This is a genomic window from Maribellus luteus (assembly GCF_003576475.1).
Classification (GTDB): domain Bacteria; phylum Bacteroidota; class Bacteroidia; order Bacteroidales; family Prolixibacteraceae; genus Draconibacterium; species Draconibacterium luteum.
The window spans coordinates 23,747-44,175 of sequence record NZ_QWGR01000001.1 but is presented as its reverse complement, the minus strand read 5'-3'; the positions used below and the strand labels follow the sequence as shown (position 1 = coordinate 44,175).

Genomic DNA, 20,429 nt, shown 5'->3' with positions numbered 1-20,429 from the left:
CCGGTGAAGCTGTTAGAGTTGGTTAGAATATGCGAAGGTGTTCTTTGCTTACACTTACTACCATAGTATAAGTTGCTATGATATCAATAATTTCAATATCGCGAATCTGCCCCACTCAAAAACAGCAGTTTAGCAAAACAACTGCCCTCATCCCAAATCGTAAACACCCCGAAATCAATTTAATCCAAATTGCAAAAGGAATCGGAATAAATGGAAGTAGCGCGATGGAGGCAAACCAATGGGCAAGTGTTTTTACTGCTTATTTGCAATGAATTTGCCTTTGGAAGAATGAGAAAGGTGTATTCATACAAATAGTATAATTCTCACAAATACTCTTGCCCATTGGTTTGCTGCGTTTATGCCGAAGTCTTTTGCAACCGCAGGCATGTTTGAGTTAAATTGAACACCTTTGTTTTTGATTTGGGGTTACCTTTAAACTAGAAACGATATTGAAGCTGTTACTGAGAAGAATCCGATTCTATATTGTTACTGATATTATTTGATGACAGTTCTTTTTTAGCTCTTAATTCATATTCTTCGATACCCTTACGGATTTTTTCAATTAGTTCCCTGTCTCTATGTACATGAAATATTGTTTCAAGATTGTGCAACCCAGTTGAATCTATTCCATGCTTCGCGTGAATATATCTGAATTTTATATCAATGTCTGCCAACCTTGAATTCTCAAATTTTAGTGCAAGCGCTGAAAAAAGGAGTAATACAGAAGCTATAATCAAGCTAATATTCCATAGTTTCAAATTACTGAAGCCAGTGTTTTTCTTACTCTTAATGCGATAACATTTCAATTTCTCAACAGTTAAACGCAAATGATTAACACTTTCCAAAAGCTCATTTTTAGTATCCTGACATTGAGGAGAAGCCTTTTGAAATTCTTTTTGGATTGAATAAATTATGGTCTTCTTCACAAGCCTCAAAAGCTCCTCGGCAGTAATTGGTCTACCTTTATCTTCGCTGCTAACCCGAGATTCTGGTTGGGCTGGGGCAACATGGTTCTTCTCCAACTTTTTCTCAATGGTAGAAATCTTACTTTTGATTTCTTCAAACATGGCACTAATAAAACTAATGTCCTTCATTTTTAAAATGATTTAATTATCGTCTAAAACCTTTCTTCCGTTTCCTTCGTCTTCGGGCTTCTTGTCTCATATGTTCTGCATAACCTTCATCGTAGTTAGATACATTTGGTGGATTAAACATCCCGCCCACTGTTGACAATGCTGCTCCAACAACAGATGAAAGCCCCGCTGCAACATCCTGCTTATTCCCATATCCAGGTTTTGATTTAATATTCTTAGCCCATTCATTTTGCTGCAAGCAATAGTTAATCTTGGAATAGCTAAATGCTCTGTCAACTTTAGAACCATTGAATTCATATCCGTTTTTCCCAAACCTTACTCCCTGAATTTTATCTGTGCTACCGTTTTTTACCAATTCAATGCTTATTCCCGATTTACGAAGCACAGCTTCTAATTCTTGCCAATTTCTGCATTTGGTGACTGCAGATTTGAGTACTCTATAAATTTCGTATTTGGTTTTATCGGGTTCTTTTAGCCGATGTTTATTTACATTCTCTTTTCCTGAAGAAATATACAGGCTGAACTTTTCAGTCAGTTCCCTGCAAACCTTAGTATTCCGCAATTTTTCATTTTTGTCAGAAATTCGGTTCCCATTATTGTCAATCCGGTTTATAACCAGGTGCAGGTGAGGGTGTCCGGCATCGAAATGACGAACCATTATGTATTGCGTATTTCCATATCCCATTTTACCAAGATATTCCTGAGCAACATCAACCATAAACTTATCGGTCAAGCGGTTTTTATCCAGTGCTGAAAAGTTGAGCGATATATGTGCCACCGGTTTTGAAACATTTGGTTTCATTTTACTTTGGGTGATAAAGTTTTTAACGATTGATGCCTTACCTTTTAACCTCACTCCTTTTCCGGCAAGCAAACGTGCATCTTTTTTATCCATCACATAGTTCACGGTGCCAGCAAAACCACTCCCCTGACTAATTTTAGCAATCATCTTCAATCAATGTAATAACCTTGTCTAACCTTTCATTCACAACCAGGTATTGCATGTGTACACCTGAATATCCAGCAGCATTTGCAGCACGTGCAATCTGGTTTATATTGTTCGCCATACCACTTAGCTGGCGAATATATCCTACCAACTCGGGGGTAAGTCGTTGCCTTACCTCACAGGTGCAAATACACTGACGAATAAATTCACTACGGTTAATCCCTGCAAAATTTGCTTTGGCTTTCAGTGAATAATATTCTTCCGTAGCCATTTTTACGGTTACTTTATACCCCTTCTTTTTCGAAGGTTCTTTAACTGGCCGTCCATTTGTATTTCTGTTTTTTATCGTTTTCATATCATTCCTTCAATTGTTAATTAATTAGACCGACGGGATATTTTTGCTTCGCAGGGCAAGGTTTTGGTCAGACCAAAACACAAACTTGCTCCCCTAAAAAATTAAGGGATGGTATAACTTCTAGTCTCTTCTGCTTTCACCGGGTAGAGTGATAAAGTTGAACATCGTTCTCAGGCGGTCGCCAATCATTCTTCCATAAAATTTTTCGCTCGAAAGTGTGTTCAAGGTAAAATTTGAAGTTCCATGAGTTAGTGTTCCCACATCACTTCTTAAACTCAATAATTCGGAAATTGGGCGAATAATATTTCCGTAATCCTGAATCGATTTTGATTCTCGTCCAAACTCATCAATAATCATTGGGCGTCTTACAAAGTGATTAACTGATTGTTTTCGAATTTGCTCCTGCAGCTCTACCGATTTGATAAACAATAATAGCGAATGATTCAAGCTAAATTTTCTCACGATATGATTGTGGAGCATTGAATATGTTTCAAGCAGAATGGTTTTTCCACATCCATATTTTCCCTGCAACAATATGCCTTTGCTCAAATCACCTGAAAAAGCAGAATCATGGGTTACATAATAGTAGAGCTGTTTTATTACTAGTTCATTATTTTCATCAATAACAAAACTTTTGCTTTGGCATCGTTTGTATAAACAGGCTGTTCCAAATTTGATTAACAAGTTCATAAAATCAGAATACGGGAATGGAAAAAGCAAGTGACGTTGCCGATTCTTTCCCTTCTCATTAGCGATAATTTCATTCGCATCATTTTGCAATGCCTCAACCAAATTTGGTTTAATCAAAATCGCTTCCTGAGTGTACAAATCCTTTCTTTTCTCCATTGGAATTAATCCTTGTGTTTTTGTCTTTAATACTATTATTGTAAGGTGAGAGTCTAGGTTTGGGCCTAGGTGTCAGAATCTGATACTTAGTTTTAACCCTATAACCACCACCAGAAACATAGCTGAGTAACTCCGCTTCTTTCAATCTTTCTCTGGCGGATTTCAAGACTTGTAACGAAATATTGGCATTAGCAACCATTCTTTTGTCCGCAAATTCAATCCATTCGGGCCAAAAAGAACGATTTGCCGTATGGATTAGAAAGAAATACAATCGGGTTTCGTTTCCGGTAAAATTCTTCTGTTCATCAATTCGCCAAAAATTCGCCAATAACTCAAACAGATTCATTTTCGCTTACCTTTAGGTTGCTTTTTAAAATCTGCCAATGCTTCTTTTTCAATTTCCTGCAGCGTTTTCTTTTTGCCATTGGTAATCCACTCCAATAGTTCATCTTCAAAAAAGTAGAGTTTCTTACCATTTTTATAACAAGGGAGTACTCGCTTACGGACAAGCGTATAGACAGTAGGCTTGGCCTTTCCAATAATTCGGCAGGCCACTTCAATTCCAATAGGAACACGTTTTTGAGGTGAAACAGGTGCCTGGCCTTTTTCTACCAGAAGTTTCAATTCTTCCACTTCACTAACCAGGTGGGCAACTGCTTTTGGAAGATTTTCAAAAGATATTTCATTTACATCCATAACGATTGTTTTTAATTGTTATGACGCAAATAAAAGATGTGTTTTAGCTGTGATTAGCAACACTGAAAAAACACAAAGGAAACACGAGAAATAATAATTGTTACTTGTTATTATTGTTCCGAGAGACTTTTTCGGATTTTAATGATGCCTTTTAATTCATCATCCTTTAGATGGCTTTTTATGGTATCAGTCTCAACATCCTTTAGAAAATTTACAAATACGCTTTTGAGAAAAAAAGCAACCTCTTCTTGTTTACCAACCTTGAAGTGCTTCCAGATATTCCATCCAAAATGATAAAAATCAAGATTCGACAATCCCTCAACATTTATAGGTTTAACATCCTGAAAAGATTTCTTCTCGGAATAAAGCTCTACATACTTACAAAGCAAATCCAGGTCTTTATCCGAACAATATGCAGCAAACTCTTTTTGAGTGTACCTGAGGGCAACGTCTTTTTTATCCTGCTCAGCTTTATCATTGAATTGCTGTTGCTCTGCCCTTATTTTTTCAAGTTTATCTGAAACATCTGATTTCTCATCGGGTAGTTTTAATTTTTTTCTCGGAAAAAACCACCTAACAGTGGCAGAATAAAGTCCATCAATTAATAGCGTAAGAATAGCATAAGCTAAAATGCCCAATAAAACAACTATCCAGAATACTATGCCGGCGGTAAAATCATCTGCTCCCATATTGATTACAAACATTCTTGCAAGAATGCCCAGCAATAAGCACCCAACGATAACAGCTGAATAAACTACGATATATTCAAAATATTTGGAGTTCATTTTCTAATGGCTACTATTTATCCGGATTCTGTATCTTATCAATTCTTATGGCTTGTGCCGCTTTATTTTTCTTTTCGTCCACCACTTTAGCATAAATCTGTGTTGTTTTCACATCAGTGTGCCCAAGCATCTTGCTAACGGTATAAATATCGGTACCGCTTGATAGTTGCAAGGTAGCAAATGTATGACGAAAGCAATGAAAGGTAATTTTCTTTTTAATCCCTGCTGCCTCAATCCACTGTTTTAACGGTCGTGAAATCCAAGAAGGATTGGGTAAATCTTCAAATACTAATTGTTCCGGTCTACCTGGCTCTCCGCATAACTGCAAAGCTTGTTCCGAAATGGGCATATATTCTACACCTTTAGTTTTTTGCTGGGTAAAATGCAGCTTTGCCTGATTGCCCTCAATACTAATCTCGCTCCATTTTAGCTTTTGAATATCGATATGTCTCAATCCAGTAAGCGCAGAAAAAAGTGCCGCACGTTTTAGCACATCACGTTCACAAGGCGTTGCTACAAGTTTATTTAGTTCTTCAACTGTGAGATACTCTCTACGCGATTCTTTTTCCTGAATCCCCTTAAGCTTAGCAGATAAATCACTTTGCAAATATCCATCAATAAAAGCCTGCTTTAGTACAGCTTTAAAAATGGAGAAATAGGTTGAGGCTGTATTTTGTGAGATAATTCCACTTTTATTACCTCCCTGAGGTGCCGACATTAGGTAAAGCCTAAAATTTTCTGCTAATGCAACATTTATTTGAGAAAACAAAAGTGTATCCCCTGCAAAAAGCTTTATTAATTCATTTGTGCGCTGCCAATTAACAATAATAGACGAAGAACTATTTCCATGCCGTTTAATCGTTACCTTTTCAAAATATTCGACAAAATTATGCTGTAAACGTTCTTTTTGTTCAGCCTGAGCAGTTTCCGTGTCACTGTACAAATCTGCATTGTCATATTCCCGTTGGCGAAGCTTGCGCACACCATCGGCATACAACATGCTTTCTCTATCCAGTTCGCTCTTGCAGATAATTACCCCATTATCATCACGCTTTGGTTTGTATGTTTTTTCACCGTTTGCATTGGTTCGGGCTGCTCTTTTCTTGTCCCATGTTACCGTGGTAATGCTTCTGTTTAAATATTCGCGAATGCGTTGAGGTTTGGTTTTACCCGGAACCAATACAGGATAACTTTCCAAGTATATATACCATTCGTTTCGGTCTTCAGCTTTACGAAGTCTTACTGTTACTTTAGTTTTTGATAATTGTTTCATGGGGTGTTAGATTTGTTAGTTGAAAATAGCGTTTCTATCTGTTCTTTAGGCACATATACATATTTCCCAATCTGCCTTCTGGGTATGCTATATTTTCGAATCGTTTTGTTAACAGTTGAAGGAGATACTCCAAATTTTTCGGATACTTCAGCTATATTATAGCATTCACTTTTGTCGTAGTGCATTTTTACCGGTTCTTCGTCGGGCTCTTCCGGTAAATTAACAGCAGTAAACATTGCCTCAATATGCACTCGACTAACCCTTGTCAAGCGTTGTCCTAAGTTATAAGCAGGAATTTTACCTGCTTTAATAAGGCGGCGAATAGTATCTTTTGAAATACCAAAAAGAACAGTTGCTTCTGAAACAGAAATAAATGGTCGAGATTGAATTTCGACAATCATATCAATCGACTCTTCCAGCAATACTTGTTTTTGCTCTGCCTCTTTTGCCCGTCTTTTTTTCTCTCTTCCTGATTTATTGACACAGTAGGGACTACAAAAGCGAGTGGCTACGGTTTTAGCCTCAAAAGGCTTCCCACATTGCTCACAAATCTTCGGTAATTTCAATTGACTTTTTGCCATACTTTCATCAGTTTTTAGCCTCGTTATGCAAAACAAGCATGCATAAGACCTATTAAGACCGTTTAAGGCGCACATTAACATCAAATAGCGCGCGGCACAGATATGGTACAAATATATGACAAAAAATAATGAGAAACCATTTAATTAAATAATTTCTCACAAATAAAAAACGCAGTAAGTCAGAAACTTACTGCGTTTTGCTAATTATTGATTATTGTTAATAATCGCTATCTATTTGACTTCCTCAAAATCCACGTCGGTTACTTCACCGTCGTTTTTCGGTTGGCTTTGTGCACCGCCGTCAGCCTGCGGACCTCCTTGCGGGCCACCTTGCTGTCCACCCTGTGCCTGCGAAGCATTGTACATTTCCTGCGAAGCCGCCTGGAAAACTGTATTCAGTTCGTTCATGGCTGTATCAATGGCAGCAAGGTCTTTGCTGGCATGCGCTTCTTTCAGTTTTTTCAGTGCATCTTCAATCGGCTGTTTTTTATCGGCCGGAATTTTATCACCGTATTCTTTCAGCTGCTTTTCTGTCTGGAAAATCAAACTGTCAGCCTGGTTAACTTTGTCAGCCGTTTCTTTCGCCGTTTTGTCAGCTTCTGCATTGGCTTCAGCTTCCGCTTTCATTCTCTTGATCTCGTCGTCGCTCAAGCCTGAAGAAGCCTCGATACGAATCGACTGCGATTTTCCGGTAGCTTTGTCTTTTGCGTTTACATGCAAAATACCGTTGGCATCAATGTCGAAAGTAACTTCAATTTGCGGAATACCACGTGGTGACGGCGGAATGCCATCGAGGTGGAACCTACCGATTGTTTTGTTACCTGAAGCGATCGGACGTTCGCCCTGCAGCACATGAATTTCAACAGAAGGCTGGTTATCAGCAGCCGTCGTAAAGGTTTCCGACTTTTTAGTCGGGATCGTTGTGTTGGCTTCAATCAACTTGGTCATTACACCACCCATGGTTTCAATACCCAACGAAAGCGGAGTAACATCGAGCAACAACACGTCTTTTACTTCACCGGTTAAAACACCTCCCTGAATGGCAGCACCTACAGCCACTACCTCATCCGGGTTAACACCTTTTGAAGGCTCTTTCCCGAAGAATTCTTTTACCTTGGTCTGAATAGCCGGAATACGTGTTGAACCACCTACCAGGATTACTTCGTCAATTTCGCTTGCCGAGATACCGGCATTTTTCAACGATTTACGGCAAGGTTCGATAATTGCATTTATCAGGCTGTCAGCCAACTGTTCGAATTTTGCACGGGTCAAAGTTTTTACCAAGTGCTTTGGAATACCGTTTACCGGCATAATGTATGGCAGGTTGATCTCGGTTTGAGAAGAACTTGACAACTCGATTTTTGCTTTCTCAGCAGCTTCTTTCAAACGTTGCAAAGCCATTGGGTCTTTGCGCAAATCAATACCTTCTTCGCTGTTGAATTCTGCTGCCAGCCAGTCGATAATTACCTGGTCGAAATCGTCACCTCCCAGGTGAGTATCTCCGTCGGTTGATTTTACTTCGAACACACCGTCACCCAGTTCCAGAATAGAAATATCGAAAGTACCGCCACCAAGGTCGAATACCGCGATTTTCATGTCTTTGTGCATTTTATCCAGACCGTAAGCCAACGATGCAGCTGTAGGTTCGTTGATGATACGACGCACTTTTAAACCTGCAATCTCACCGGCTTCTTTGGTTGCCTGACGCTGAGAGTCGTTAAAATAGGCTGGCACAGTAATTACTGCTTCGGTCACTTCTTGTCCGAGGTAATCTTCTGCCGTTTTCTTCATTTTCTGAAGAACCATGGCCGAAATTTCCTGCGGAGAATATTTCCGGTCGTCAATCTGGACGCGCGGAGTATTGTTGTCGCCTTTTACCACCTGGTATGGCATACGCGAAACTTCTTTTGTTACACGGTCGAAAGTTTCACCCATAAAACGTTTGATCGAAAAGATCGTTTTGGTTGGGTTGGTAATTGCCTGACGTTTGGCAGGATCACCTACTTTACGCTCTCCGTTTTCCACGAAAGCTACAATTGAAGGAGTCGTACGTTTTCCCTCGCTGTTGGGGATTACTACGGGTTCGTTTCCTTCCATTACAGAAACACAAGAGTTTGTGGTTCCTAAGTCAATTCCGATTATTTTTCCCATTGTTATATGTTTTAATTTTTATTGTTCTGAAAATTTTACGCTTCAGAATAATCAATCATTGTGCCATTGGGAAATCGGGAAAATTAGACGCAAAACTGACACATATTTACTTTTGAAAGAACTTTATTCTGTCAAATGCGGTGACAAAACGACAGAATCCGGAAACTGATTCGGTGAAACAGGGTTTAAAATATGGCGTAATTTAAAGTCAAATTATAAAGAAGACGATTCGTTTCTGCGTGCCCCCATTTGCTATTGAATATACCCGCATAATCATTATTTAGTGTCAACAGTCCTTCTACTCTCAGCCTTTCCGAGATATAATAGTAGGCATTCAAAGAAAACCGACATCTAAAACTATATCTATCCTTATCGAATATTTTATCTTCGTTAAAACTTTGATTTAGCAAATTAAAACTGCTGCTTAAACGCAAAAATGTTCGGGTATTGGGATAAAAACCCAGAGCTCCGGCTACATACGTTGCAGATAAATAATGCTTTTGCGGAAAGTTGAAAAGATTCTGCAATTCGTTGGTGTAAATATGCTGTACTCCGATATTGTAATCAGCTTGCCATTTTATAGAAAGAGGATTAAATGAAGAAAAACTCACGTCGTATATCATCCTAAAATCTTCTTCAATCCGGTCAACATCGTTAGGCTCGGAGTTAAAATCCAAATCGGCATACGAATATCCGGGAGTAATGTTTAAACTGATTCGGTTACCGCTTTCCCGCGGCTGCAAATCTCCGTATCGCCACATGTCAAGCAACCCGTTGAAATATCTTACATCCGAAACATCCACCACTCCCTGAGTTTTTAAGAGTGAATCAACCGCCGTCAAATCAGACTCCATTTTTCTACGGCTATCAAAAAAACGTTCATTTTTTAACTGCGATATCAAAGCGGCAAGTTCGTACAGTTCATTTTCGTTCAAATTCTTTTTTGTGAGTCCTCTTTTGTTCAACTCCTCAAGAATAAGCACTGCATGTCGAAAATCCTGAACTTGTTCAATCCTTCCCTTCCCTATCCCAAAAGTGAATGATTCTGCAGTTGATAAATACTTCCTATCATAATTGTCCTGAGTGTGATCAGTATACGAAAATTGAACAGCAGGTACGCCACGCACAAACCAATTCGCGTCATTCAGAAAATAATTCAAATCATATCTCCCTGAAAAATCAATTTTAAATGTACCGTTATCATATCCATCTGATCCGGTAGCTTTACGTTCTGAAAGCCCATAACTGGACGAAAACAGAACATTGGAAGATGACTGTATTTTAGTTGAGTTTTTGTAAAAAGTATAGAGCAAATTAGCTTTTCCGCTAACAGTATTATCCCGGGAGCGGGAAGTATCCTTCAGGAATTCATTGTCGTTTAAAATGTATACGTGCTGGAAGTCCCCGTTTGAATCGAAATAAAAATCGAGCTGGTGCCGCTTCATTTCAGGCAATTTGTATTTCGACAAATCAAAGTTTTCGTACTGGGCAAAAGCAAATTGAAAGGCAAAGAAAGTTGCGGCTAAAAGGAGTAACTTTTTCATGACATTAGTTTTATGGATTCGCGTTGAAAGCTCAAATCTTATGCCATTGAACAAAATGTAGAATCCTTCTAATATGGCCTCTTACTGCTGAAACCTAAAACAATAAGCATGAAGAATAAAAAACTTTCCTAATTTTAGCGCAATAATCACAAAAATTATGACGACTAAACCATTAAGAACTGAACCAGAAAAGAGATTGCAATCATTGGATGCACTTCGCGGTTTCGATATGTTTTGGATAACCGGCGGCGGTTACCTGGCAACCGTTATAGCTCAAATGACCGGCGCTGAATGGCTTGGAAACCAGATGCACCACGTTGAATGGGCCGGTTTTCGTTTCGAAGACCTGATCTTCCCCCTTTTTATGTTTATTGCCGGTGTGGCAGTTCCGTTTTCGGTAGGAAGTAAACTGGAAAAAAATGTTCCGAAACGAAGGCTGTTTATCAAAATATTTAACCGGCTACTTCTTTTGATTGTACTCGGGATCCTTTACAACGGAGTTTTCAAAAATGGTTTTGCTGACGGAAGAATTGCCAGTGTTTTAGGGCAAATCGGTATCGGCTATTTCTTTGCAGCACTGATTTACCTGTACTTTCCGGCTTTAAAAAGCAGAATTTTCTGGCTCGCTGGCATCCTCGTAGGTTTTGGTGTCATTCAGCTTTTGATCCCGGTTCCCGGAGTGGGCGCCGGCGTGCTTACTCCTGAAGGCTGTATCAACGGTTACATCGACCGCCTGTTTTTACCCGGGCGCCTGTACGGCGGAGTGTACGACCCCGAAGGCATTCTTTGCAGCCTGTCAGCTACCGGAGTAACTTTGATGGGAACCATCGCCGGAAACATTCTTCGTCATAAAAAAACAAGCGACTGGCAAAAAATTGGCTACCTGACAGCCACCGGTGTTGGACTGATTGTACTTGCACTTGCATTTTCAACCTTCTACCCGATCATCAAAAAATGCTGGACTTCAACTTTCAATATGATGGCCGGCGGAGTCAGCTTTATCCTGATGGCCTTGTTCTTTTTGATTATCGACCACTGGAAATTCAGGGGTTGGGCCTTTTATTTCAAAGTAATTGGGATGAACTCGATCTTTGTGTACCTGTTTACGCGGATCATTGACACGCAAAATCTCACCCAGTTTTTTGTGGGCTGGATTATAAAACCAATGGGCGATGCAAGTGCGCTGGCGCTGGCCATATCAACATTGACTGTTATTTGGCTGCTGCTTTATTATATGTACAAAAAGAAAATCTTTTTACGCGTTTAATAAGAACTTCGGTAAATACCCAGGCTAAACTCGGGGCCGGACACCATAAATTGCTCGCCGTCGGCGATGCGCCACGAGAAGTCGAGCCGGATACGCGATTTGGAACTAAGCTGGGAGAAATACCCCAGGTAAGGAACAAAATTATGGCTTAGTGTGCCTAAGTCTTTAAAACCGTTCAAATCGATACCGGGAACGTATTTCACGCCAAAATTAAACCGGCTTCTGAGTTGGGAGTAATAACTCCAGCCCAGGTCAATTTCTGCCGTCATCCAGTCGCGGTAAGAATTCTGAAATACCGGATGTAAACCGCCTTCAGAACTTGCCACCTTTTCATCTGGTTTTTTATACCGGTTGTAGGTAAGCATGGCGCTAAAATTACGGTTCCAGTTTACGTTTTTGTAGCGGGCATCTTCGTATTGAATGTATCCGCCCCAGATGAAATCCGGTTCCTGGTTAAAATACTTAAAGAACGGCCCCATTTCAAACCGTTTCCCTTCATAGCGCGGGTCAAATTCTGCATACGGCCAGTCGGCAAGCATGGCATCAGCTGGTTCCAGCAGAAACTTGCCATTCAGGAATTGATTGAGGGCAGCCATTTCTTTTTCAGTATCATGCCCTTTTTTAAAATCGCGGTCGTTTTTCATTTGCGCAATTACCTGTGCAAACTGAGCAATTTCATAATCCGAGAACAATCTTCCCGGGTAATATTTTTCCAGCAAAAAATGAGCAGCCATCAGGTGGTTCATTGGGCTCAAACGCCCGATTCCAAAACCTCCGCGCGCCTGGAAACCGTAACGAAAACGATCTTCGGTCTGCGTTCTGTCAATGTCAGTTACGGCACCCAGCGAATCAATGCTTGTTCCGTCAAGACTTTGACGGAAAACCTCGTATCTCCCCCATCCAGAAAACTCAAAAGCTGTATAGTTTTTGGCATCGTAATAATAACGGTACCGGTAATTTAAGTTGGCAGAAGTTCTTAATCCATACAAATACTGATCGGCTTTCAGGTTACTTACTTTCGAGCTGTCAATCCAGTTCCCGTAGGCCCCGAAAGGTCCGAGATCAAACGAAAAATTCAATTCATCCTGCCGGTAATCCCCGATATTCCAGAAAGTATTCTCAATTCTGTAGCCACCGTTCAAAGAAGTCTGGTCTTCATAAAACCGGGAAACATCCGTCCGCACTTCCTCCCGGTCCTTACCAAGCTGAAAAATCCACCCGTTATTCAGTTCCCGTTTTTTAAACGACACTACCTCTCTGTTGATATCCTGTGCTGACAAATGAAAAGATAAAAGAAGAAACGCTATGATGATCAGCATGCTTAAACCTTGACTGTATGGATTTTTCATTGTTTGTTGTTCATGTTGTAAGTAGCGCAAAGAAAATAAACCTTGCTGAATTTATAACTACCCGGCGGTTAATAAACGTTAACACAAAATGATTCAGTTACGATAAAATCTGCGACTTTTGTCCAACACAAAAGCTTTGTCTAATTTTGTATCCTAATTTTGAAAGAAACAAATATGTCAGTACATAACGAAATACGAAGAGTTACCACCCACCGCCTTTCTGAAATGAAACTGCGCGGTGAAAAAATTGCCATGTTAACTGCCTACGATTACAGCATGGCTCAACTGGTGGATGAAGCAGGAATTGACATTATTTTGGTGGGCGATTCGGCTTCCAACGTAATGGCCGGACATACGACCACGCTTCCGATTACGCTCAACGAAATGATTTACCACGGAGCATCAGTAGTCAGGGCGGTAAACCGCGCATTGGTGGTAGTTGACCTTCCGTTTGGAACCTACCAGGGAAATTCACGCGAGGCCCTGCATTCGGCCATCCGGATTATGAAAGAAACAGCTGCCGATGCTGTAAAACTGGAAGGTGGCGAAGAAGTGCTGGAATCGGTAAAACGTATTTTGTCGGCCGGAATACCTGTAATGGGACACCTTGGTTTGATGCCCCAGTCTATCCACAAATTCGGAACCTATACTGTAAGAGCCAAAGAAGAAGCCGAAGCGGAAAAACTTTTGAAAGACTCGAAACTTTTGGAAGAAGCCGGTTGCTTTGGTATTGTACTGGAAAAAATTCCGGCTTCGCTCGGAGAGCAGGTCGCCAGGGAAGTAAGAATTCCGGTTATTGGTATTGGTGCCGGTGGCGGCGTTGACGGACAGGTACTGGTTTTGCATGACATGCTGGGAATTACGCAACAGTTTTCTCCCCGTTTTTTAAGGCGCTACCACAACCTGGCAGCTGAAATCAAAGGTGCCGTGGGAAATTATATCAACGATGTGAAATCAACTGATTTCCCGAACGAGAAAGAACAGTACTAGTTTAGAGTTCAATGTTCAGAGTTTAAAGTTTAAAAAGCTCAAAGCTTGCGGCTCATAGCTTCTAATCATGAAAGTAATCTACGAGGACAACCATATTATTGCGATCAACAAAGCCTGCGGCGAAGTGGTACAAAGCGACAAAACAGGTGATGAAACGGTTATGGACCGGGTGAAACAATACCTGAAAGAGAAGTACAACAAACCGGGAAATGTTTACCTGGGGCTTCCTCACCGGCTCGACCGACCGACCAGCGGGATTCTGATTCTGGCCAAAACCAGTAAGGTATTGCCACGCCTTAACAATTTGTTCCAGACCCGCGGAGAAGTAAAGAAAATTTACTGGGCCGTGGTTGATAAACGACCGCCCAAGCACCAGGATACCCTGGTTCACTACCTGGCCAAAAACCAGGAACGCAACCGAAGCTATGCCTATACCGAACCCGTGGAAGGTGCCAAAATGGCCAAGCTTAGCTACCGGCATGTTGCCAGTATCGATCGATATCATTTACTGGAAGTGGAATTACAAACCGGCCGCCATCATCAAATCCGGGTACAGCTAAAGCAATTGGGGCTTCATATAAAAGGTGATTTGAAATACGGCTTCCCGCGTTCGAACCAGGACAAAGGCATTCATTTACATGCCCGAAAAGTGGAACTGATGCACCCGGTAAAAAAAGAAATGCTGACAATTGTTGCTGATCCGCCGGATGATCCGGTATGGAATGAGTTTATCAATCTTTTTCACGCGGGGCGATTCAGTCCAGTGCAACCGGCTTAAAAGCCAGCGGCAAAAGACTTTCGGCACCATTTAACACTTGTATACTGTTTTTTCCGTCCAGGATGATTCGTATCGGGTTTTTAAACCGAAATTCGGTTTCAACCAAAACCTGACGACAGGATCCGCAAGGTTGTGCAGGTTCAGCCAAAAAGCCATTTTTGTTTTTGGCAGTTACGGCAATCGCTTTCACTCCCTCTCCCGGATAAGTTGCATGTGCATAAAACAAGGCTACCCGCTCGGCACACAAACCATCGGTAAAATCAGCATTTTCCTGGTTGTTGCCGGCAATGATTTCTCCGTTCTCCAACAATACCGCGGCCCCCACATTAAAACGAGAGTAGGGTGCATACGCGTTTTCAGAAGCTTTTCGCGCTGCCTGAAGTAATATTTGATCGCTCTCAGGAAGTTCCTCTGACCGGTCAAATTCCTGAACAAGAATTTTGAGTTCTTTTATCCTCATCCTGCATATTTTGTTCAAATGTAACATTTTAAAAACAATATATACAGCGAAAGGCACCAAACTCCCTGCACAAGAACAACGGGAAAACCTCAGGAAACGCAAGGCATTAAAGGTATCGGGAGGTAGAACTAAAACGGTGTTTCAATCAGGAACCCAAAACGGAAACGGCTATTTTAACTTTGCCTCATCGGGCTTGATCCTTACCGCCAGATTTTTAGCTGACTCTCGCCTGAAAATAAGCATTGGCGCCGAAACTCCGAGCGATAGAGCTGCCAACACAAAAAAGGCTTTCAATCCGTTGTCAATGGTTTCTTCCATCAATTTCAGAAAAGTTTCGTGATCAATTTTCTCGGTTAAATGGATCACCCCCAGCATGGCACGGTAGGCAAATGCCCCCGGAACCATCGGAATAACAGCCGGAATGGCTAAAACAAAAGGCGGCGTATGCCGGTAATGAGCAGCAAAAAGACTGGCAAAGCCAACCAACACAGCGCCAAAAAATGACCCAAGAATAATTCCCCCACCGGCTGCCAGTACAATAAATTTTAAGCTACCACCAAATGCTCCCAGCAAAAAGATGGTAAAGATGGTTCTTTTGGGCACATTAAAAAGGATGGCAAAACCAATAGCTCCCATGCCCAGCCAAAACCAACGATCGATAAAATGTAACCACTCTTGCATAATCACACGTTTTTACGTTCAAATACCATAAATCAATACTGCCCCCAGCATTCCCAGGGCAATGGACAAGGAGATCATCAAACCGTTCACCCCGCGAACAATGCCGTTCATAATGTTCCCGTCGAGTAAATCGGAAAGAGAGTTGATCAACGGAACTCCCGGAATTAAATACAACACCGAAGTGGCAAAAGCATATTCAGGATTCGGGCCAATTTTTAGTTTGAGCGCCAAACCCGCGATCATCGACGAAACAAAAGCTGCAAAGAAAATGGCGAGATAGGGATTAAATGCTCTTTTGACGGCTTCCTGCCGAACATACAAACCAATAAAAGTAGCTACAAAAGTAACAAGCAGTTCGAGGTAAACCCCACCAAACACGCGGCAAAACCCAGCACCGGCAGCTCCTACCATTGCCAGAATTACGATTCGCGGATAATGCGGCAGCGACTTTAAACGGTCCAGTTCTTTTTTTACCTGGTCCATTCCCCAGTTCTCTTCCACAATCCGCCAACTCATCCGGCTGATACCGCTCACCATTTTAAAGTTGACCCCATGCGGAGAAGTCCTCTTCAAACGGCTGAAAAAATAGTCGCGCTCTTCGTTGTAGATGGTCAGCATCAGTGCCCGGTGGGTAATCAGCAGGTCCACATCGTAATCATACGCACCGGCAATCCGACTAACGGTCATGCGAATTCTGGAAGAATTGGCGCCGGAACTCATCAGCAACGAGCCAACCTCTAACAATATCTTGCTCAACTCATTAACTTTTTCTTCACCCGACTGATTCATTCTCGAATTAATTTGAAACCGCGAATTAAGTTAAAACAAAATGCTCACACGAAAAAGTAGTACAATTGTTTTCGAACATTAAGTAAGTTTAAAGTTCGATCATTCCAAATCACTCAAAAATACGGGCTACCAACATACGCATCCAATAAAGTATCCTTACTCACGTTCGTTTGTTTATAAATTCTATACAGAACCATTAGGAAATTCATTTACTGCATCTATTTTTAAGCGAATTTATTTTTGACACAAATGGCCATGAAATATTACCTGATAGCAATTATTCTACTATCCATCTCACTTTCAAGCTTTTCACAGAAAATAACCCGACAGGAATATATTAATCGTTACCAGCTATTGTCCATCGAAGAAATGAACAGAAGCGGTATTCCGGCGAGTATTACCATGGCACAGGGCATTCTGGAATCGGGCAGCGGTAATAGCGAGCTGGCAAAGCGTTCCAACAATCACTTTGGAATTAAATGTAAAAAGGGATGGAAAGGAAAAAAGGTTTATTACGATGATGACCACAAAGATGAATGTTTCCGGAAATATACTTCGGTTGAGGAGTCGTACATCGACCACACGAATTTTTTGATGGACAATCCGCGCTATGCTTTTCTTTTTCAGCTAAAACACACCGATTATAAAGGTTGGGCAAAAGGGCTGAAAAAAGCCGGATATGCAACCGCGCACGACTACGACAAACGACTGATAAAGATTATTGAAGACCATAAGCTGCACCGCCTCGATCTGAAAATGACCTTTAACGAAATCTCCAGCTTCGAACAGCGCAGCATGGGACGGAGCGGTATTTCCAATTCGCTTACCATAAATGCTTACCGCTCGCACGAAGTAATGAAGATGAACCGTGTAAAAGCAGTAATTGCACGCCAGGGAGATACTTTTGAAATGCTGGCGCAGGAGTTTGGACTCAACGACTGGGAGTTGTACAAGTTCAACGATCACCGTCCGGGCTATCGTCCGGTACCCAACGAGATTGTATATATTCAAGCCAAAAAAAGCAAATCGAAAGACAAAACCACACACCGGGTACAGGAAGGCGAAAGCATGCATTACATTTCGCAGATGTATGGAATAAAACTGAAAACATTGTGCAGAAAGAACGGAATGAATCCGGGACAAATGCCACAGATCGGGCAAATCGTTAAGTTGCGCTAGTGCTTTGACGTCGTTTTAATGCTGCGATACTTTGTAGGTAAAATAACGCAGCAACACCCGGTCGGCAAAAAGAATAAAAACGGCTAATAGATTGATTCCGGCTACCCAGGTAAGATTGGCAAGCAAGAAGTTCCACCATTTCTGCCAGTCGGCATCGAACCAAATGAGCACAATGCCTGCCGAAACCGCTGCTATTCCCACAATAGCGGCCAGGTAAATAAGGAATTCGCGTATGTATTGATTCCAGGCAAACCTGCGCCCCATTTTATGGGCCACAACTTCCACAAAGTTATCAGGCAAAAAGAAGCCCGGTTCTTCGGCAAGAACTTCCTCCAGTAATTTTTGTGAATCCAATGGTTTCTGTTCGTCAAACATAATCTGCAAATATATTGGTTTGTTCCAAACGGGCAATTTTTTCCATCTTACCCTTCAAAATCATACGGGCGCGGTTCAGGTAACTTTTTATCGTTCCTTCGGGCATACCCGTAATGTCCACAATTTCGCGGTACGAAAACTCTTCCAGGTGATACAGTGTAAGCACCGTTCGGTAATGTACCGGCAACGTTTCAATCAGCTTCAACAGGTGTTTCTTTATCTCTTCTTTTTCAACTACCTGCTGGTTCAGGCCAGTGTCGGCCTCCATTCCAATCAGTTTGGGTTCTTCGTTGTACGACAACTCCCCTCTCCGGCTTCTTTTTCGCAAATGTGTAATGGCCGTATTGTAGGCGATGGTAGCAATCCAGGTCGACAGTTTTGATTCGCCTCTGAACTTACCCAGCGTTTTAAAGACTTTGATAAACACTTCCTGGCAAATGTCCTCCATTTCATCCTGCTGCTGAACAATTCGCCCCACAACATGAACAACCAGTCGCTGGTATTTTGATACCAGAAACCGAAACGCATTGCTGTTTCCGTTTATAACCTGTTGAACCAGTTGTCCGTCTTCCATACTATCCCATCAGACGGGGCAAGGTATAAAAAGGTTGCAATTATTTTCATTTGCAACCCATTTTTACACCAACTGCCTTATTGCGAGGCGAAGAGGCACATTACCCGGACGTACAAGCGATTTGATCTCCGGCTGACCAAGCGGACAGGAGTTCAACTAAACGTTTTTGTATCCAAAATCATCGTCTCACTGATTTAACCTTAATTTCCCATCCGTTACAGCTGCATTTTATATATTTGCGCAAATTTCGATCAAAGGATCACAAAACGGAAGTGTTTTTTACTTCTGCCCCAAAAACAGGGGATTGAATCCATTTGAAAATGTAAAATTTGGTAGAAAAAAATAGATAAAATGAACTTTGTAGAAGAGCTTAGATGGAGGGGCATGTTGCATGATATTATGCCCGGAACTGAAGAACAACTGTTAAAAGAAATCACCAGTGCTTATGTGGGTATCGACCCAACTGCCGATTCACTGCACATCGGTCACCTGGTGGGCGTAATGATGTTGAAACATCTTCAGATTGCCGGACACAAGCCCATTGCACTCATTGGTGGCGCCACAGGGATGATTGGAGACCCATCGGGCAAATCGCAGGAAAGAAACCTTTTGGACGAGGATACTCTGCGCCACAACCAGGCATGCATAAAAAAACAGCTTGCCAGGTTCCTGGATTTTGAAAGTGGTGAAAAAAACCAGGCAATCCTGGTCAACAACTACGACTGGATGAAAGAATTTTCATTCCTTGCTTTTATCCGCGATGTGGGAAAACGCATCACCGTTAACTACATGATGTCGAAAGACAGCGTAAAAAAACGTCTGGGAGAAGAGTCAAAAGTAGGAATGTCATTTACCGAATTCACATACCAGCTTGTTCAGGGTTACGACTTCTACCATTTGTACAAAAACCTGGGCTGTAAACTGCAGATGGGTGGCTCCGACCAGTGGGGAAATATCACCACCGGAACCGAGTTGATTCGCAGAATGGACTCTGGTGAGGCTTTTGCCTTGACTTGCCCGCTGATTACCAAAGCTGATGGCACCAAATTCGGAAAAACCGAATCAGGAAATGTGTGGCTCGATGCAGAGCGTACTTCGCCTTATGCTTTCTTCCAGTTCTGGCTGAATACATCGGATGAAGATGCCGAACGCTACATAAAGATTTTCACCCTGCTTTCGAAAAACGAGATCGATGCATTGGTAGCTGCCCACAAAGAAGCACCGCACGAGCGTATGCTTCAGAAAAAACTGGCGGAAGAACTCACAATAATGGTTCACTCGCGTGAAGATTACGAGATGGCCGTTGAAGCTTCTCAAATCCTGTTCGGAAAAGGAACTGCCGACCAACTGCGTAAACTCAACGAAAGTACTTTCTTAGCTGTGTTCGAAGGTGTTCCTCAGTTTCAGATCAGTAAAGCAGAACTGGAAGCGGGCATCAATATCTTTGATCTGCTGGCCGAAAAAACAGAAGTTTTCCCGTCGAAAGGAGAACTGAGAAGGACCTTGCAGGGAAATGGGCTCAGCATTAACAAAGACAAGGTTTCTGATCCGGAATTGGTAATTAACGCAAATTACCTGATCGGCGGCAAATACATTCTGGCTCAAAAAGGGAAAAAGAACTACTACCTGATTATTGCAGGATAGTCATCAAAAAACAGCAGGACAAATACTAAAAACCATTCGGGTTCGTTGAAAATACACGATCGAATAGAAACC

At 41.6% G+C, this 20,429-nt stretch carries 22 protein-coding genes; 5 read left to right on the top strand and 17 right to left on the bottom strand.

Annotated elements, in window-relative coordinates:
- Positions 1-458: 458 nt before the first annotated feature.
- The 11 genes from D1614_RS00215 to D1614_RS00165 form a co-directional block, all read right to left on the bottom strand.
- Positions 459-1,094 (bottom strand): hypothetical protein, encoded by a 636-nt coding sequence (locus tag D1614_RS00215; protein WP_119435871.1) that lies wholly within the window; start codon positions 1,092-1,094, stop codon positions 459-461.
- Between the two features lie 16 nt (positions 1,095-1,110).
- Complete coding sequence (locus D1614_RS00210) at positions 1,111-2,043, bottom strand: relaxase/mobilization nuclease domain-containing protein (RefSeq protein ID WP_119435870.1); 933 nt, start codon at positions 2,041-2,043, stop codon at positions 1,111-1,113.
- Positions 2,033-2,395 (bottom strand): plasmid mobilization protein, encoded by a 363-nt coding sequence (locus D1614_RS00205; RefSeq protein ID WP_119435869.1) that lies wholly within the window; start codon positions 2,393-2,395, stop codon positions 2,033-2,035. Before D1614_RS00205 ends, D1614_RS00210 begins: the two co-directional genes overlap by 11 nt.
- Positions 2,396-2,515: 120 nt before the next feature.
- Positions 2,516-3,241 (bottom strand): hypothetical protein, encoded by a 726-nt coding sequence (locus tag D1614_RS00200; RefSeq protein WP_147383940.1) that lies wholly within the window; start codon positions 3,239-3,241, stop codon positions 2,516-2,518.
- On the bottom strand, positions 3,195-3,587 hold the full coding sequence (locus D1614_RS00195) for a hypothetical protein (RefSeq protein ID WP_119435867.1): 393 nt from the start codon (positions 3,585-3,587) through the stop codon (positions 3,195-3,197). Before D1614_RS00195 ends, D1614_RS00200 begins: the two co-directional genes overlap by 47 nt.
- Positions 3,584-3,937, bottom strand: coding sequence for a helix-turn-helix domain-containing protein (locus D1614_RS00190; protein WP_119435866.1), 354 nt, complete (start codon positions 3,935-3,937; stop codon positions 3,584-3,586). Before D1614_RS00190 ends, D1614_RS00195 begins: the two co-directional genes overlap by 4 nt.
- A 110-nt stretch (positions 3,938-4,047) precedes the next feature.
- Positions 4,048-4,722 (bottom strand): mobilization protein, encoded by a 675-nt coding sequence (locus D1614_RS00185; RefSeq protein ID WP_119435865.1) that lies wholly within the window; start codon positions 4,720-4,722, stop codon positions 4,048-4,050.
- A 13-nt stretch (positions 4,723-4,735) separates the two neighbouring features.
- On the bottom strand, positions 4,736-5,995 hold the full coding sequence (locus tag D1614_RS00180) for a site-specific integrase (RefSeq protein WP_119435864.1): 1,260 nt from the start codon (positions 5,993-5,995) through the stop codon (positions 4,736-4,738).
- Positions 5,992-6,576 carry a helix-turn-helix domain-containing protein gene (locus D1614_RS00175; RefSeq protein WP_119436332.1) on the bottom strand — a complete coding sequence of 195 codons (585 nt, stop codon included), beginning with the start codon at positions 6,574-6,576 and terminating at the stop codon, positions 5,992-5,994. The genes D1614_RS00180 and D1614_RS00175 overlap by 4 nt, the downstream gene beginning before the upstream one ends.
- A gap of 231 nt (positions 6,577-6,807) precedes the next feature.
- Positions 6,808-8,727 carry a molecular chaperone DnaK gene (dnaK, locus tag D1614_RS00170; protein ID WP_119435863.1) on the bottom strand — a complete coding sequence of 640 codons (1,920 nt, stop codon included), beginning with the start codon at positions 8,725-8,727 and terminating at the stop codon, positions 6,808-6,810.
- A gap of 185 nt (positions 8,728-8,912) precedes the next feature.
- Complete coding sequence (locus D1614_RS00165) at positions 8,913-10,271, bottom strand: hypothetical protein (protein ID WP_119435862.1); 1,359 nt, start codon at positions 10,269-10,271, stop codon at positions 8,913-8,915.
- A gap of 157 nt (positions 10,272-10,428) precedes the next feature.
- Here D1614_RS00165 and D1614_RS00160 point away from each other — a divergent pair, with 157 nt between their 5' ends.
- Complete coding sequence (locus D1614_RS00160; protein WP_119435861.1) at positions 10,429-11,538, top strand: acyltransferase family protein; 1,110 nt, start codon at positions 10,429-10,431, stop codon at positions 11,536-11,538.
- Here the strand turns inward: D1614_RS00160 and D1614_RS00155 are convergent.
- Entirely contained in the window at positions 11,535-12,887 is a 1,353-nt protein-coding gene (locus tag D1614_RS00155; RefSeq protein WP_119435860.1) for a hypothetical protein, read from the bottom strand. The genes D1614_RS00160 and D1614_RS00155 overlap by 4 nt on opposite strands.
- Before the next feature lie 174 nt (positions 12,888-13,061).
- Here D1614_RS00155 and panB point away from each other — a divergent pair, with 174 nt between their 5' ends.
- On the top strand, positions 13,062-13,877 hold the full coding sequence (gene panB / locus D1614_RS00150) for a 3-methyl-2-oxobutanoate hydroxymethyltransferase (RefSeq protein ID WP_119435859.1): 816 nt from the start codon (positions 13,062-13,064) through the stop codon (positions 13,875-13,877).
- A gap of 67 nt (positions 13,878-13,944) precedes the next feature.
- Positions 13,945-14,655, top strand: coding sequence for an RluA family pseudouridine synthase (locus D1614_RS00145; RefSeq protein WP_119435858.1), 711 nt, complete (start codon positions 13,945-13,947; stop codon positions 14,653-14,655).
- On the opposite strand, the gene D1614_RS00140 is transcribed toward D1614_RS00145, so the two are convergent.
- From D1614_RS00140 to D1614_RS00130, 3 genes are all read right to left on the bottom strand, one after another.
- Positions 14,633-15,115: a cytidine deaminase gene (locus D1614_RS00140; protein WP_119435857.1), complete on the bottom strand. Its 483-nt coding sequence runs from the start codon at positions 15,113-15,115 to the stop codon at positions 14,633-14,635. The genes D1614_RS00145 and D1614_RS00140 overlap by 23 nt on opposite strands.
- A gap of 168 nt (positions 15,116-15,283) precedes the next feature.
- The gene (locus D1614_RS00135) at positions 15,284-15,796 is read right to left on the bottom strand and encodes a threonine/serine exporter family protein (protein WP_119435856.1); all 513 of its coding nucleotides are present in this window, start codon (positions 15,794-15,796) and stop codon (positions 15,284-15,286) included.
- A gap of 18 nt (positions 15,797-15,814) precedes the next feature.
- Entirely contained in the window at positions 15,815-16,585 is a 771-nt protein-coding gene (locus D1614_RS00130; protein WP_119435855.1) for a threonine/serine exporter family protein, read from the bottom strand.
- A gap of 255 nt (positions 16,586-16,840) precedes the next feature.
- On the opposite strand from D1614_RS00130, the gene D1614_RS00125 reads away from it, so the two are divergent.
- The gene (locus D1614_RS00125) at positions 16,841-17,764 is read left to right on the top strand and encodes a glucosaminidase domain-containing protein (protein ID WP_162304353.1); all 924 of its coding nucleotides are present in this window, start codon (positions 16,841-16,843) and stop codon (positions 17,762-17,764) included.
- 15 nt (positions 17,765-17,779) lie between these two features.
- On the opposite strand, the gene D1614_RS00120 is transcribed toward D1614_RS00125, so the two are convergent.
- Both D1614_RS00120 and D1614_RS00115 read right to left on the bottom strand, forming a co-directional pair.
- Positions 17,780-18,139 (bottom strand): hypothetical protein, encoded by a 360-nt coding sequence (locus tag D1614_RS00120; RefSeq protein ID WP_119435853.1) that lies wholly within the window; start codon positions 18,137-18,139, stop codon positions 17,780-17,782.
- Positions 18,132-18,713 carry an RNA polymerase sigma factor gene (locus tag D1614_RS00115; RefSeq protein ID WP_119435852.1) on the bottom strand — a complete coding sequence of 194 codons (582 nt, stop codon included), beginning with the start codon at positions 18,711-18,713 and terminating at the stop codon, positions 18,132-18,134. The genes D1614_RS00120 and D1614_RS00115 overlap by 8 nt, the downstream gene beginning before the upstream one ends.
- Positions 18,714-19,064: 351 nt before the next feature.
- Here D1614_RS00115 and tyrS point away from each other — a divergent pair, with 351 nt between their 5' ends.
- Positions 19,065-20,357 carry a tyrosine--tRNA ligase gene (gene tyrS / locus D1614_RS00110; protein WP_119435851.1) on the top strand — a complete coding sequence of 431 codons (1,293 nt, stop codon included), beginning with the start codon at positions 19,065-19,067 and terminating at the stop codon, positions 20,355-20,357.
- The last annotated feature ends 72 nt before the right edge of the window (positions 20,358-20,429 follow it).

What these genes read in the sequence shown, in the direction of transcription:
- D1614_RS00185 (WP_119435865.1), bottom strand. Translation starts at nt 4,722, where the DNA reads ATGAACTCCAAATATTTTGAATATATCGTAGTTTATTCAGCTGTTATC.
- D1614_RS00115 (WP_119435852.1), bottom strand. Translation starts at nt 18,713, where the DNA reads ATGGAAGACGGACAACTGGTTCAACAGGTTATAAACGGAAACAGCAAT.
- D1614_RS00135 (WP_119435856.1), bottom strand. Translation starts at nt 15,796, where the DNA reads ATGCAAGAGTGGTTACATTTTATCGATCGTTGGTTTTGGCTGGGCATG.
- tyrS (WP_119435851.1), top strand. Translation starts at nt 19,065, where the DNA reads ATGAACTTTGTAGAAGAGCTTAGATGGAGGGGCATGTTGCATGATATT.
- D1614_RS00180 (WP_119435864.1), bottom strand. Translation starts at nt 5,995, where the DNA reads ATGAAACAATTATCAAAAACTAAAGTAACAGTAAGACTTCGTAAAGCT.
- D1614_RS00125 (WP_162304353.1), top strand. Translation starts at nt 16,841, where the DNA reads ATGAAATATTACCTGATAGCAATTATTCTACTATCCATCTCACTTTCA.
- panB (WP_119435859.1), top strand. Translation starts at nt 13,062, where the DNA reads ATGTCAGTACATAACGAAATACGAAGAGTTACCACCCACCGCCTTTCT.
- D1614_RS00200 (WP_147383940.1), bottom strand. Translation starts at nt 3,241, where the DNA reads ATGGAGAAAAGAAAGGATTTGTACACTCAGGAAGCGATTTTGATTAAA.
- D1614_RS00205 (WP_119435869.1), bottom strand. Translation starts at nt 2,395, where the DNA reads ATGAAAACGATAAAAAACAGAAATACAAATGGACGGCCAGTTAAAGAA.
- D1614_RS00130 (WP_119435855.1), bottom strand. Translation starts at nt 16,585, where the DNA reads ATGAATCAGTCGGGTGAAGAAAAAGTTAATGAGTTGAGCAAGATATTG.
- D1614_RS00145 (WP_119435858.1), top strand. Translation starts at nt 13,945, where the DNA reads ATGAAAGTAATCTACGAGGACAACCATATTATTGCGATCAACAAAGCC.
- D1614_RS00120 (WP_119435853.1), bottom strand. Translation starts at nt 18,139, where the DNA reads ATGTTTGACGAACAGAAACCATTGGATTCACAAAAATTACTGGAGGAA.
- D1614_RS00215 (WP_119435871.1), bottom strand. Translation starts at nt 1,094, where the DNA reads ATGAAGGACATTAGTTTTATTAGTGCCATGTTTGAAGAAATCAAAAGT.
- D1614_RS00190 (WP_119435866.1), bottom strand. Translation starts at nt 3,937, where the DNA reads ATGGATGTAAATGAAATATCTTTTGAAAATCTTCCAAAAGCAGTTGCC.
- D1614_RS00165 (WP_119435862.1), bottom strand. Translation starts at nt 10,271, where the DNA reads ATGAAAAAGTTACTCCTTTTAGCCGCAACTTTCTTTGCCTTTCAATTT.
- D1614_RS00175 (WP_119436332.1), bottom strand. Translation starts at nt 6,576, where the DNA reads ATGGCAAAAAGTCAATTGAAATTACCGAAGATTTGTGAGCAATGTGGG.
- D1614_RS00155 (WP_119435860.1), bottom strand. Translation starts at nt 12,887, where the DNA reads ATGAAAAATCCATACAGTCAAGGTTTAAGCATGCTGATCATCATAGCG.
- D1614_RS00195 (WP_119435867.1), bottom strand. Translation starts at nt 3,587, where the DNA reads ATGAATCTGTTTGAGTTATTGGCGAATTTTTGGCGAATTGATGAACAG.
- dnaK (WP_119435863.1), bottom strand. Translation starts at nt 8,727, where the DNA reads ATGGGAAAAATAATCGGAATTGACTTAGGAACCACAAACTCTTGTGTT.
- D1614_RS00140 (WP_119435857.1), bottom strand. Translation starts at nt 15,115, where the DNA reads ATGAGGATAAAAGAACTCAAAATTCTTGTTCAGGAATTTGACCGGTCA.
- D1614_RS00160 (WP_119435861.1), top strand. Translation starts at nt 10,429, where the DNA reads ATGACGACTAAACCATTAAGAACTGAACCAGAAAAGAGATTGCAATCA.
- D1614_RS00210 (WP_119435870.1), bottom strand. Translation starts at nt 2,043, where the DNA reads ATGATTGCTAAAATTAGTCAGGGGAGTGGTTTTGCTGGCACCGTGAAC.